Below are 12,069 nucleotides of genomic sequence, written 5' to 3'. Positions count from 1 at the left end.
GTCGCAGCAAAGGACGTCACCGCAGGCTGAAGCAGCGGAATCCGCTGCTCAGCCTGCTGGTCGAGATGAGCACCGTCACGGTGCTCGCGCTCGTCATCACGGTGGTCCTGCGGCTGTTCGTCGCGGAGGCGTTCTACGTCCCGTCGGAGTCGATGTACGACACCTTGACGAAGGACGACCGGATCCTCGCCGAGAAGATCAGCTACCTGCACCGCGACGTCGACCGCGGTGACATCATCGTCTTCAAGGACCCGGACAACTGGCTGAACGAGGAAGAGGTCAAGCCGGGTACGGTGCGCCGGATCGGTGAGTTCGTCGGCATCCTGCCGCGCAGCGGCGAGGGTCACCTGGTGAAGCGGGTGATCGGCATCGGCGGCGACCGGGTGGTCTGCTGCAACAAGCAGGGCCTGATCACCGTCAACGGCATCCCGCTCGACGAGCGGGAGTACCTCCTCAAGGACGCCAGGCCGTCCGAGCTGCCGTTCAACGTGCTGGTTCCGGCCGGTCACCTGTGGGTGATGGGCGACAACCGGGCCGAGTCCGCCGATTCCCGCGCCCATATGGGCGGCCCCGGCGGTGGATTCGTGCCGGTCGAGAACGTGGTTGGCCGGGCCTGTTGCGTAATCTGGCCGTCTGACCGGATGACGATGCTGCGTCCTCCGGAAACCTTCAAGAAGCCGGGGCTGAAGAAGTGACCGATACACCGACCAAGACGGACGCCAAACCTGCCCACCGCTCGGGCTTCGCGGCGGCAGCCCGCGAGTTCGTGCTGATCGTGGTCGGTGCCCTGATCGTTTCCTCCATCCTGCGGGCGTTCGTCGGGCAGATGTTCATCATCCCGAGCGAGTCGATGGAGAACACGCTGCTGGTCGGCGATCGGGTCGTGGTCGAGAAGCTCACCGACGTCAAGCGCGGCGACGTGGTCGTGTTCGAGGACCCGGGCGGCTGGCTCGGCGCCGAGGAGAGCGGTCAGAAGCGCGGCTCGATCGGCCGGTTCTTCGAGATCGTCGGCCTGCTGCCGGACTCCAGCCACGGCCACCTGATCAAGCGCCTCATCGGTATGCCCGGCGACAAGGTCGCCTGCTGCGACGCCAAGGGACGGCTGCTCGTGAACGGCCAGCCGCTCGACGAGACCAGTTACCTGTATCCGGGCGACGCCCCGTCCCAGATGGACTTCCAGGTCACCGTCCCGGCCGGCCGGATCTTCGTGATGGGCGACCACCGCTCCGCCTCCGGGGACTCCCGCGTGCACCTGCAGGACCTCGACGCGAACGGCGGCAACCAGGGCGACGCGGCGTTCGTCCCGCTCGACAAGGTCACCGGGCGGGCGATCATGATCGTCTGGCCGGCGGGTCGCTGGGGCAAACTCGGCGTACCGGACACCTTCAAGGCGGTCCCGGCCGCCGGCCCGGCGCCTGACAAACCTTCGATATCCCTCACGCCACCACCCAAGTAACAGTTCTGTCGCCTCGGACGCCTAGGGTGAGTTGTGTGATGCGGAGGGCTGGATGAGCGCGTTGCCGCGCGGGAGCACGGTACGGCGGGACGCCGGGCTGTACGGGTACGAGCGAGCCCTGCGCCGCGTCGGCCTGGATCCGATTGCCGGTGTCGACGAGGCCGGTCGTGGTCCGTGTGCGGGCCCGTTGGTGGCTGCCGCGGTGATCCTGCCGGAGGGCAAGCGCGGTCAGATCCCGGGGCTGGCCGATTCGAAGCTGCTCACCGCGAAGGCGCGGGAGCGCTGCTACGAAGAGGTCCGGAAGCGTGCCTTGGCCTGGTCGGTGGTGTCCATCGAGGCGGACGAGTGTGATCGGCTGGGCATGCACGTCGCGAACGTGCAGGCGCTCCGCCGGGCACTGTTCCGGCTCGACGTGCGGCCGTCGTACGTGCTGACCGACGGCTTCGGCGTCGACGGTCTCGGCGTACCGGGCCTGGCGATGTGGAAGGGCGACCGCGTGGCCGCCTGCATCTCTGCCGCGTCAGTGATCGCGAAGGTGACCCGGGATCGCGTGATGGAGCACTGGGACAAGGTGTACCCGCAGTACGGGTTCGGGATCCACAAGGGGTACTGCACCCCTGAACACCAGGCGGCACTGGACGAATACGGCCCGTGCCCACAACATCGACGGCGGTTTGAGAATGTCCGCCGCAGTCTGCGGCCCGTTATGGGACAGAATGTGACCAGTCCCACCGGAGTGGAGAGCCGATGAGTGCTGACGACCTTGAGAAGTACGAGACCGATATGGAGCTTCAGCTCTATCGGGAGTACAAGGACGTCGTCGGGATCTTCAAGTACGTCGTGGAGACCGAGCGGCGCTTCTACCTGTGCAACGCGGTCGACCTGAAGGTCCGCACCGAGGGCGGCGACGTGTACTTCGAGGTGACGATGGCCGACGCCTGGGTCTGGGACGTGTACCGTTCCGCCCGCTTCGTCAAGAACGCCAAGGTCGTCACCTTCCGCGACGTCAACATCGAAGAGCTCGCCAAGTCCGACCTGGAAGTCCCGAAGGACTCCGACTTCGGCCGCTGACGTCGTCCACAGGCGTGCGGTTGTCCACAGATTGAAGGTGAGGTCCGTTTCCGAGGCCTGATCCCGGCATCTTCTCTGCCGGAGGTGGTCATCGATGCGGACCAGGAACACCGTCGGACGGTACGGCGAGGATCTCGCCGCGAGATATCTCAGCACCCACGGTTTCGCCGTGCTCGAGCGCAACTGGCGCTGCGAGTTCGGCGAGATCGACATCGTCGCGCGCGAAGGCGACACACTCGTTGTCTGTGAGGTGAAGACCCGGCGCGGGCTGAACTACGGCACCCCGCTGGAGGCCATCACGTACCGGAAGCTGGCCACGCTCCGGAGGCTGGCCGGCCGCTGGCTGCAGACCCATCAGCTCAGACCGGCCGAGGTCAGGATCGACGTCATCTCGATCCTGTTCGACCACAACACGCCACCCACGGTGGACCACGTGCGAGGTGCGATCTGATGGCCCTCGCGCACACCTGGTCCGTCGCCCTGGTCGGTCTGGAGGGCCACCTGGTCGAGGTCGAGGCCGACATCGCCCAGGGCCTTCCGAAGACGACCCTGATCGGTCTTCCCGACACGTCCCTGTCCGAAGCCCGCGACCGCGTCCGGGCCGCCATGGTGAACAGCGGCGAGCGGTTCCCCGACCGCAAGGTCACCATCGGCCTCTCACCCGCCACACTCCCCAAAACGGGATCGCACTATGACGTCGCGATCGCGTTGTCACTCCTCACGGCGGCCGGCGCAGTCGATCCCGGCGTGCTCCGCCGTACGGCGATCATCGGCGAACTGGGCCTCGACGGCCGCATCCGCGAGGTCCGCGGCGCGCTCGCGATGACCCTGGCCGCGTCCCGGGCCGGCTTCGACCGCATCGTCGTCCCGGACCTCAACGTGGGCGAGGCTCGCCTGGTCCCCGGCATCGAGGTGTACGGCGCTCGCTCGCTGCGCCAGGTCCTCGCTCTGCTCCGTGGCACCGAGATCCCTGACGAAGCACCACCCCGCGCCGAGCCGCGCCTGGTGTCGGAGTCGCTGGTCCGGCTGCCGGAGGTCGATCTCGACGACATCATCGGCCAGCAGGAGGGCCGACGCGCGATCGAGGCCGCTGCTGCCGGCGGCCACCACCTGTTCCTGCACGGCCCACCGGGATCCGGCAAGACCATGCTCGCCGAGCGCCTGGCCGGACTGATGCCTGACCTCAGCACCGACGACTCACTGGAAGTCTCGGCCGTGCACTCACTCGCCGGCCTGCTCACGAACGACGCCGAGCTGGTCCACCGGCCGCCGTTCATCGCGCCCCACCACACGGCGTCCCTGGCCAGTCTGGTCGGCGGCGGCACCGGCGTGCCGCGACCGGGCGCCATCAGCTGCGCGCACCGCGGCATCCTCTTCGTCGACGAGGCACCCGAGATGCATCCACTGGCCCTCGACAGCCTCCGACAGCCACTCGAATCGGGATTCGTCGAAATCCACCGGGCCGCGGCCGTTGCCAAGTTCCCCGCCCGCTTCATGCTCGTCCTCGCCGCCAACCCCTGCCCCTGCGGCCTGTCCGGCACCAACCAAGGCATCTGCAGTTGCACACCGCAGCATCTGGCGCGGTACCGCCAGCGGATCAGTGGCCCGATCAAGGATCGCCTCGACATCCAGCGCCAGATCCTGCCGGCCGCCCGCACAATTACCGACGGCCAATCCGTGGAGTCGACCGCAGTCGTCGCGGCTCGCGTCCAGGCCGCCCGCGATCGCCAGACGCACCGCTACCGCGAGACCGCCTGGACCCTCAACAGCGAGATCCCCGGCCCGGTCCTGCGCCGCGAGCACCCGCTTGACGAGGCCAGCCAAGAGCTCCTGGAAGACCACTACTCCGCCGGTCGCCTCACCGCACGAGGCTTCGACCGCGTAGTCCGCCTCGCCTGGACCCTGACGGACCTAGCCGGCGCCGCCATCCCCACAGCCGACCAAACCCACGAAGCCTTCCAACTCCGCTCAGGCGAGCCCCTGACCCAACTAGCAGACCTCCGCCCCCTCAAAGGACCCACCAAATGACCCCCACCTACGCACTAGCGACCGAAGGTTCTGGCTCCGGGCGAGGAGCGGGTGGCAACGAGGCGGTTGCCGGTGGCAACGGCGATGAGGAGCGTCTGGCCCGCGCGGGCTTGTCCCGGGTGGTCGAGCCGGGCGACCTCGCCGCCCTGAAGACCTTCGAAGGCCTACCCCCGTTGGAGATCTGGGACCGCCTCCAACACAACGCCTCCGGCCTGGAGCGCTGGTCCACGCGACTCGCCACGGCCGACCCATACCGAGATCTCGAGCGAGCCGCGGCCGCCGGCGCCCGGTTCGTGATCCCCGGCGACGACGAGTGGCCGGCCGAAGTCGAAGTCCTCGAGGAAGCAGGTCAGCTGACCCGCAGAGCCGGCGTACCGTTCGGCCTCTGGGTCCGCGGCCGCGCGAACCTCCGCCGAGCCCTGACCCGAGCCGTCGCGATCGTCGGCGCCCGCGCCTGCTCGTCGTACGGCGAACACGTTTCGGCCGAACTGTCCTCCGGCCTCGCCGACAACGGCCTGACGATCGTCTCCGGCGGCGCCTACGGCATCGACGCGGCAGCACACCGCGGAGCCCTCGCAGCCGCCGGCACGACCATCGCAGTCCTCGCCTGCGGCGTCGACGTCAGCTACCCGAAACGCAACTCCGCCCTGCTCAGCCGCATCGTCGAGGACGGCCTGGTCGTCGCCGAACTTCCACCCGGCTGCGCCCCGACCAAGCTCCGGTTCCTCGCCCGCAACCGACTCATCGCCGCCATAACCCAAGGCACCGTCGTCATCGAAGCCGCAGTACGCAGCGGCGCACTCAACACCGCCGGCTGGGCCGAACAATGCGGCCGCGCCGTCCTCGCCGTCCCTGGCCCGATCACCTCGCGAATGTCGGCGGGCAGTCACCTACTCGTCCGCGAACGCAACGCCGTCCTGGCCACCAACGTCGCCGACATCATCGAAGCAATCTCCCCCTTCGGCACCAACCTCACCCAACCCCCAAGAGCCGCCCCAACCCTCACCGACACCCTCACCCCCGACCTCCAACGAACCCTGGACGCCGTCCCGGTCCACAACCCCGCCCCCACCGACCGGATAGCCACCACCGCAGGCCTCGACCTCCCCACCACCCAACAATGCCTACAAACCCTCACCACCCTGACCCTGATAACCCAAACCCCCACCGGCTGGCACCTATCACCCACATCCCTATAACAACCAGTGGTTCGGAGGTGGTCAGGAATCGAGAAGCGGGGCGCAGCCTGGCTGAATACCTTGAGGACATGACAACTCTTCACAGTGTGGTTCTGGAAGTGGCCGACAGCGCATCGGCGGAGCAATTCCTGGCGGATGCTTTCGGGCTGACCGAACAGGTACGGGTGCGAGAGTCCAGTGCGGAAACGACGGGTTTCCGTGACTTCACGTTGTCGCTGACGGTGGCCCAGCCGAGTACGGTGAGCAGCCTGTTCGAGTCGGCCGTCGCGGCCGGCGCGACGGTGGTGAAGCCGGTGACCAAGTCGCTCTGGGGGTACGGCGGCGTCGTCCAGGCGCCCGACGGCACGATCTGGAAGGTGGCCACCTCGGCGAAGAAGGACACCGGTCCGGCGACCCGCGTGATCGACTCCGTCGTCCTGCTGCTGGGATGCGCTGATGTTGCCGTGAGCAAGAAGTTCTACGTGGACCACGGGCTGGCCGTGGCGAGGAGCTTCGGGCGCAAGTACGTCGAGTTCGCCACCACGGGCCCGATCAAGCTGGGCCTGTATGGGCGGAAGGCGCTGGCCAAGGACGCCGGCGTACCGGTCGACGGCAGCGGCTCGCACCGGATCGCCCTGACAGCCGACGCGGGCAACTTCGTCGACCCGGACGGATTCGTCTGGGAACCCGTGCCGTCATCGGTCGATGGGAGCCTGACAAGCAGCTGAGCCGGCGGCGATCCGTCTGGAGTCAGCGCCTGCCGCTCGAACCACGTCATCGGGTGGACCGGTGGGGCTGGGTGCTGGTGGGGCTTGCTCTTGGCGGGCGGTCGGGTGACAGTCGGTTGCATGGTCAGGCTCGCGGTCGTGGTGGTCGCAACTGGTGGGCTGGTGATGCTGGCCGTGCGGGCGGACCAGGCGGCACAGGTCGATGGGTGGCGGATGGCGGTGGACGTCGCCGTCGGTGTCGTTTTCATCGTCGCTGGGGCCCTGCCCACCGGGCCGGTTCGTCAGCGGGCGATGGTTGCCGCCGTGGGTGGTGCCTGGTTGCTCGGATCCGTGTTCGTGCAGGCTCTATCACTCCATCAGTCGGTGCTTGCGGTGGCGTTGGTGGCGTTTCCGACCGGCCAGATCCGCGGCCGGCTCGCCTGGCTCGCGGTCGCTCTCGCCGGAGTGGTAGCGACCGGTGTCGTCCCACAACCTGCGGTGGCTCTGCTCTTCGCTCTGGCCGCCGTCTGCGCCGCGATGCGCCCACCAAGTGCTCGGTGGTATCCGGTGACGGCAGCCGGCGCAACGGCAGCGACACTTGGCGTCAGCTGGTCGCTCGCCAGGAGTCAGGAATCGTTCGATCCAGCGGTCGCTCTCCTCGACTACCAAGTCGTCCTCGGACTGGTCGCTGTGACGTTTCCTGTCGCGTACTGGTCGGCGCTACGAGTACGCCGACGGCTGGCCGACGCGGTTCTGGTCAGTCGGCCGTTGACTGGACTCGACGGCTTCGCCTCGGTACTCGGAGAGGCGCTCGGCGATCCAAGCCTTGAAGTTCACCGCTGGCAGGACTTCGCGGGCAGGCAGGCAGACCGGAACCTCCTCACGGTCAGCGAGGACGACGTACCGGTCGCTGTCGTCGCCCATCGGTCGGCGGCGCTGGAGGATCCGCTCACGGCCCGGGCGGTCGCGACGGCTGTCCGGCTGGCGGTGGCCAACCTCCGGCTGCAGGAGGAGCAATTGGCACGACTGCGCGAACTGGAGGCGGCGCGTGCGCGAGTTGTCGCAGCTGCGGACCGCCAGCGAGAGGAAGTGGCGGAAGAGCTGGGGCAGAACGTGGCAGCCGTCTTGAGGGACGCCCAGGCCGAACTCGCCGACGTACGCGTCGGGACAGCGACCGCCTTGGGGATCGTGGGATCAGAGCTCGCAGCGGCGATCGCGGAGATCGGCGACCTGGTGGCAGGTATTCCGCCGGCGACGCTGGGGGAGGGAAGGCTGCGCGATGCCCTCGAGATCCTCGCGGCACGAGCCCCGGCCGAGGCGGTGATCAGCTACAGCGGCGACTCTGCCGGTGACGCCGACGCCGAGACCGCCTTGTTCTATGTCTGTTCAGAGGCATTGGCCAACGCGGCCAAGCACGCCGACGCCGGCCGGATCAAGATCGACGTACGCCGGTACGGCGATCTGCTGGAGGCGACCATCACCGACGACGGGCGCGGTGGAGCCGACCCTTCCGGATCAGGGCTGACCGGCCTGTCCGACCGACTGGCCGTCCTCGACGGCCGGCTCCGGGTGGAGAGTCCACCCGGAGCCGGTACGACGGTGACTGCCACCGTCCCGTGTCGGCGCCGGCTGTCCTAACCGATCTTCTGGTACGGCTCGATGTCCATCTCGGACCCGTACGAGCTGGACAAGTGACTGAAGGTGAGGGTGTTGCCGTCGACCGCCCAATCGGCCCGGACCGGCCGGTCCTTGCCCTTGGGCACGAGCCAGACCTGGTGACCAGTGCCGCGGAGATCTCCCCCGGCCAGCACACCGTCGGTGATGGTGCCACCGCAGTCATCCTCCGGATCCCCGACGGGCCGGCAGCGGACCTCCCACGTCCCGCTCCGCACAGTCAGGGTCCAGGTCCCCGAAGTTCTGTCCGAGTTGTCCAGACCTGCGGCGTGGACGTCCTCGGTGGTGAGCTCCACCCGGTAGACACCGTTCGGAAGAGCGGAGATCTCCTGAGGGATCTTGGGGACAGGAGCTTCCTTACCCGTCTGCCGGCAGGTTTCCGGCACGTTCGGGACGTCAGCCAGAGGGTTGGTCGTCGCGATGGCCTGGATCTCCTTCAGCATCGGTCCGCTCTTCGGGTCGGCTGCAAGCTTGTCCAGTACAGGCTGCAGTTTCCTGCGCAGGCCGGCGACCTCACCTGGTGTGGCGGAGATGAAGCGGACACCGTCGCTACACATCGCGTCGGCGATGGGCGACTCCTCGTAGGTGGCCTCGACAGAGGTCTTCGTCGCTCGCTCCGCCGCATCCCGGATCCAGCCTCGCTGCTGGTCGGTGAGGGCCTCGAACCGTTTCCGGCTGAAGCTCAGGACGAACACCTTCGGCCAGAGCACGACGTTGGCGGTGACCTGGGGGGCGAGAGCGGTGTCGGTCTTGGCGTACTGCGGAATGTCGAACTCGGCGCCGCGAAGACGACCGGCCTTGACCTCGCCGCCCCACTCGATCCCGAAGTTCACCGGTGTACCGCCCAGCGCCCGAATGGCATCTTCCTGCACGGGCGAGTTGTAGGTCCGGAACCGCGTGCCCGTCCAGTCAGCCGGTCCGAGCAGCGGTTTCTTCGCGGCGAACGGCCGGCGAAGCGGTCCGACTGCCAGTCCGAGGCCGACGACACCGGTGCTGTCCAGGCCGGCGAGCAGGGACTTGGCGACCGGTGCGGTCACGAGTTGCTTCTCCGCGGCGTAGTTGGTGATGGTCATCGGTGCCTCGACAGCCAGGAGGCTGGTGATGCCGGCTCCCGCGAAGGCCCGCGTCGACGGCCAGCCGCCGTCGATCTCGCCGGCCGCGATCGCCTTCACGATGGCGGATTCGGCCTTTGCATCGCCCGCGCCGTAGTCCTTCTTGATCTCGACCTTCAGCTTGCCGCCGGACACCGTGCGGAGGTTGTCGACGAAGGCCTGCGGCCCGAACGACTGACCGTTGTTGTTCACGTCGTCGATGGTGGCCAGCGTCAGTACGGCGCTGTCCCCACCGGCCTTGTCGACTGCCTTCGCGCCGCTACAGCCGAGCGGTGCCATCAGCATGACGGCGACGAGGCTGTAGCTGAGACCGCGCTTGCGCAGTACGTTCATGGTTCCTCCCCCTACGTCCGGGACATCGGACGCTGAGTAACGTCCATTACTCCGGACGCTACGAGTGGCGCTCGCTTCTGCCGACCGTGCTGGCACGCGGATCGAATGTGGCTACCACTGCACCCCACAGTGACGTCACAAGCGCACAATGGGAAGCGTGACCATGGTGGCGGGGGCGGGTCCGGTGGTAGTGGCACGCGGCGCAGGCCTGGCCGTGTCGGCCACTGTGCTGTCGGCCGCGGTCGTGGTGGTCTGCGTCCTGCCGTTCGCGTTCGCCAACCCGAACGCACCTCAGGTTCAGAGGCTGCCGGTTTGGTACGTGCTGATCGTCGCCGTGGCCGCCACGATCTCCGTCGCCGGAGCCTGGGCCGCACGGCCGCACAGCGGCCGCGTCTCGGCAGCGCTCGCACTGGCAGGCGTTGCGGCCATCCTGCCGTTGTGGGCCTCGCAAGAATGGCTGCCGGACTCGTTGCGCGCCGCTACTCTCGCGACGACACCGCTGGCCGTGGCGGGGATCGCCGCGACGGCTCTGCTGTGGCCGGCCCGAGCAGAGCCACCAGCGGACCGGTTCGTGATGGTCATCGCCGGGATCGCCGTCGTTGCGGCCGGAGTACATGCGCTGGCGTATGACCCGTTCGCCGATCCGGGCTGCGCCCAGACCTGCGCGAACCTCTCGCCACCCCTCGGCGAGCTGATCGGGACCCGCGCCACGATGACGATCACCACGGCGGTAATCGTCGGCATTGCTGTGATCGGTGGAGTCGCGGTCGCCGCGCGTCTCGGGACCCGTTCGTCTCGGCTGGTGAGTGGCGCGGCACTGGCTGCTCTGACAGCGCTCGGAGGGCTGGCAGTCCTACGATGGCTGACCTTCGAGAACATCACGCCGTCAGCCGTCAGACTCCCGCTGGAACCGTTGGCCGTCGCGGCGGTCGGAGGGGCGGTGTGCTTGCTGCACCTTCGTGTTCTGCGGAGTCGCGCCGCCGTCGACCGGGTGGTGGCCGATTTGTCGGCAGAGTCCGTACGGCGCGGAGCCATCGTCGATGTCCAGTTCGCGGTTCCAGGTGAGGACCGCTGGCTCGACCCGGCCGGCGCGGCCGTCTTGGACCCACCCGAGCCGGCCCGGACCGTGGTCCTGACCGACGGCTCGGCGCCGACCGTTCGGCTTGTCGCCGCTCGCACCGTGGACCCGGCGGAGGTCCTCGCGGGCCTGTCCCCGGTCACTCGGTTGGCGCTTCACAACGCACAGTTGTCGACGGTCGCTCGAGCGCGGCTGGCGGAGGTACGGGCGTCACAGCGCAGGGTCGTCGCCGCATCGGACGGCGAACGCCGCCGGATCGAGCGCGACCTGCACGACGGTGCGCAGCAGCGGCTGGTCGGTGTGGGTCTGCAGTTGCGCATCGCCCGCGCCGACGCCGACCAGGACACGCGCCTCACGATCGAGCGGCTGGAGAGCAAGGTCGGCGCCGCTCTGAGCCAGTTGCGTCGGCTGGCGCACGGAGTCTTTCCGAGTGTGCTCGCCGACGAGGGCCTGGAGCAGGCGTTGATCGAGCTCGTCGCGGCATCCGACGTACCGGCGGAGCTCACGATGCACGTCACTGATGCTTTGACTGCGGAGGTGGCGATGGCTGCTTATGCGACCGTCGCTGCCGCAGTCGGTGGCGTCGTACGGCCCTCCGCCACCACGCGTTGCCGGATCGAGGTCCGCCACCTTGCGGAGTCGCTGATCGTCAGGGTCGAGACGGAGTCGGCGACCTTACGGGCACCGGATCTCTCGGCGATCGGCGATCGGGTCGGTGCCCTCGGCGGACAGCTCACCTGGTCGGGTCCTGAGGCCGGCCGCTACGACGTGAAGGCGGTGATCCCGTGCGAGTCGTGATCGCGGACGACGTCATGCTGATCCGTTCAGGCCTCGCGCGGCTGCTCGGTGACACGGGCATCGAGGTCGTCGGTGAGGCCGCTGATGCCGACGAACTGCTGCGCCTGGTCGCGCTCGGCAAGCCGGACGCCGCGATCGTCGACATCCGGATGCCGCCGACCCACACCGACGAAGGGTTGGTCGCGGCCCGTCAGATCCGCGAGCTCTACCCGGACACGGCGGTGGTCGTGCTGAGCCAGTACGTCGAGAGCCGGTACGCATCCCGTCTTCTCGCGGATCAACCCGGCGGCGTCGGCTACCTGCTCAAGGAGCGCGTGTCCGACATCGCCGTACTCGTGGATGCACTGCGACGGGTCGCAGACGGCGAATGCGTTCTCGACCCGACCATCGTGTCGCGGCTGATGCGGCGACGGCGTCCGGACTCACCTCTGACCCAGCTCACGAGCCGAGAGCGAGACATCTTGGCGCTGATGGCGGAGGGACGCTCCAACTCGGCCATCGCCGGCGAGCTCCACGTCAGCGAGCGCACCGTCGAGGCGACCTGTGCGCACCTTTTCCGCAAGCTCCAACTGGAGCCCTCAGCCGACGTCAACCGCCGAGTCCTCGCCGTGCTGACCGCGCTGCGCGGCTGACC

The 12,069-nt window shown here is 68.3% G+C and carries 12 protein-coding genes; 11 read left to right on the top strand and 1 reads right to left on the bottom strand.

The genetic code is table 11. The annotated features are described in order from the left end of the window. Positions 1–65: 65 nt before the first annotated feature. The 9 genes from lepB (OHB24_RS40500) (at position 66) to OHB24_RS40460 (ending at position 8,078) form a co-directional block, all read left to right on the top strand. Positions 66–695, top strand: a complete 630-nt coding sequence (gene lepB / locus OHB24_RS40500; protein WP_327636272.1) for a signal peptidase I — start codon at positions 66–68, stop codon at positions 693–695. Further along, a complete protein-coding gene (gene lepB / locus OHB24_RS40495; RefSeq protein ID WP_130387670.1) occupies positions 692–1,456 on the top strand; it encodes a signal peptidase I in 765 nt (254 codons plus the stop codon). The genes lepB (OHB24_RS40500) and lepB (OHB24_RS40495) overlap by 4 nt, the downstream gene beginning before the upstream one ends. Positions 1,457–1,508: 52 nt before the next feature. Continuing rightward, positions 1,509–2,207, top strand: a complete 699-nt coding sequence (locus tag OHB24_RS40490) for a ribonuclease HII (protein WP_327636271.1) — start codon at positions 1,509–1,511, stop codon at positions 2,205–2,207. After that, positions 2,204–2,527 carry a DUF2469 domain-containing protein gene (locus tag OHB24_RS40485; protein ID WP_012922325.1) on the top strand — a complete coding sequence of 108 codons (324 nt, stop codon included), beginning with the start codon at positions 2,204–2,206 and terminating at the stop codon, positions 2,525–2,527. Before OHB24_RS40490 ends, OHB24_RS40485 begins: the two co-directional genes overlap by 4 nt. 94 nt (positions 2,528–2,621) lie before the next feature. Continuing rightward, positions 2,622–2,978 (top strand): YraN family protein, encoded by a 357-nt coding sequence (locus OHB24_RS40480; RefSeq protein WP_327636270.1) that lies wholly within the window; start codon positions 2,622–2,624, stop codon positions 2,976–2,978. Then, positions 2,978–4,555, top strand: a complete 1,578-nt coding sequence (locus OHB24_RS40475; protein WP_327636269.1) for a YifB family Mg chelatase-like AAA ATPase — start codon at positions 2,978–2,980, stop codon at positions 4,553–4,555. Before OHB24_RS40480 ends, OHB24_RS40475 begins: the two co-directional genes overlap by 1 nt. Continuing rightward, complete coding sequence (dprA, locus tag OHB24_RS40470) at positions 4,552–5,754, top strand: DNA-processing protein DprA (RefSeq protein ID WP_327636268.1); 1,203 nt, start codon at positions 4,552–4,554, stop codon at positions 5,752–5,754. Before OHB24_RS40475 ends, dprA begins: the two co-directional genes overlap by 4 nt. A 68-nt stretch (positions 5,755–5,822) precedes the next feature. Continuing rightward, positions 5,823–6,461, top strand: coding sequence for a glyoxalase (locus OHB24_RS40465; protein WP_327636267.1), 639 nt, complete (start codon positions 5,823–5,825; stop codon positions 6,459–6,461). Positions 6,462–6,581: 120 nt separating this feature from the next. After that, positions 6,582–8,078 (top strand): sensor histidine kinase, encoded by a 1,497-nt coding sequence (locus tag OHB24_RS40460; RefSeq protein WP_327636266.1) that lies wholly within the window; start codon positions 6,582–6,584, stop codon positions 8,076–8,078. Here OHB24_RS40460 and OHB24_RS40455 read toward each other — a convergent pair. Next, positions 8,075–9,559 carry a TRAP transporter substrate-binding protein gene (locus OHB24_RS40455; RefSeq protein ID WP_327636265.1) on the bottom strand — a complete coding sequence of 495 codons (1,485 nt, stop codon included), beginning with the start codon at positions 9,557–9,559 and terminating at the stop codon, positions 8,075–8,077. The genes OHB24_RS40460 and OHB24_RS40455 overlap by 4 nt on opposite strands. 163 nt (positions 9,560–9,722) lie before the next feature. On the opposite strand from OHB24_RS40455, the gene OHB24_RS40450 reads away from it, so the two are divergent. Continuing rightward, entirely contained in the window at positions 9,723–11,435 is a 1,713-nt protein-coding gene (locus OHB24_RS40450; protein WP_327641165.1) for a sensor histidine kinase, read from the top strand. Next, positions 11,423–12,067 carry a response regulator transcription factor gene (locus OHB24_RS40445; RefSeq protein WP_327636264.1) on the top strand — a complete coding sequence of 215 codons (645 nt, stop codon included), beginning with the start codon at positions 11,423–11,425 and terminating at the stop codon, positions 12,065–12,067. The genes OHB24_RS40450 and OHB24_RS40445 overlap by 13 nt, the downstream gene beginning before the upstream one ends. The last annotated feature ends 2 nt before the right edge of the window (positions 12,068–12,069 follow it).

Source organism: Kribbella sp. NBC_00482 (assembly GCF_036013725.1).
Lineage (GTDB): Bacteria > Actinomycetota > Actinomycetes > Propionibacteriales > Kribbellaceae > Kribbella.
Note: the sequence above shows the minus strand (reverse complement) of the source record. Positions and strands in the feature narration are given on the sequence as shown.

Excerpts from the sequence above, each read along its gene's own strand:
- lepB (WP_327636272.1), top strand. The coding sequence starts at position 66 with ATGAGCACCGTCACGGTGCTCGCGCTCGTCATCACGGTGGTCCTGCGG.
- OHB24_RS40460 (WP_327636266.1), top strand. The coding sequence starts at position 6,582 with ATGGTCAGGCTCGCGGTCGTGGTGGTCGCAACTGGTGGGCTGGTGATG.
- OHB24_RS40450 (WP_327641165.1), top strand. The coding sequence starts at position 9,723 with ATGGTGGCGGGGGCGGGTCCGGTGGTAGTGGCACGCGGCGCAGGCCTG.
- dprA (WP_327636268.1), top strand. The coding sequence starts at position 4,552 with ATGACCCCCACCTACGCACTAGCGACCGAAGGTTCTGGCTCCGGGCGA.
- OHB24_RS40485 (WP_012922325.1), top strand. The coding sequence starts at position 2,204 with ATGAGTGCTGACGACCTTGAGAAGTACGAGACCGATATGGAGCTTCAG.
- OHB24_RS40475 (WP_327636269.1), top strand. The coding sequence starts at position 2,978 with ATGGCCCTCGCGCACACCTGGTCCGTCGCCCTGGTCGGTCTGGAGGGC.
- OHB24_RS40480 (WP_327636270.1), top strand. The coding sequence starts at position 2,622 with ATGCGGACCAGGAACACCGTCGGACGGTACGGCGAGGATCTCGCCGCG.
- OHB24_RS40465 (WP_327636267.1), top strand. The coding sequence starts at position 5,823 with ATGACAACTCTTCACAGTGTGGTTCTGGAAGTGGCCGACAGCGCATCG.
- OHB24_RS40490 (WP_327636271.1), top strand. The coding sequence starts at position 1,509 with ATGAGCGCGTTGCCGCGCGGGAGCACGGTACGGCGGGACGCCGGGCTG.
- OHB24_RS40455 (WP_327636265.1), bottom strand. The coding sequence starts at position 9,559 with ATGAACGTACTGCGCAAGCGCGGTCTCAGCTACAGCCTCGTCGCCGTC.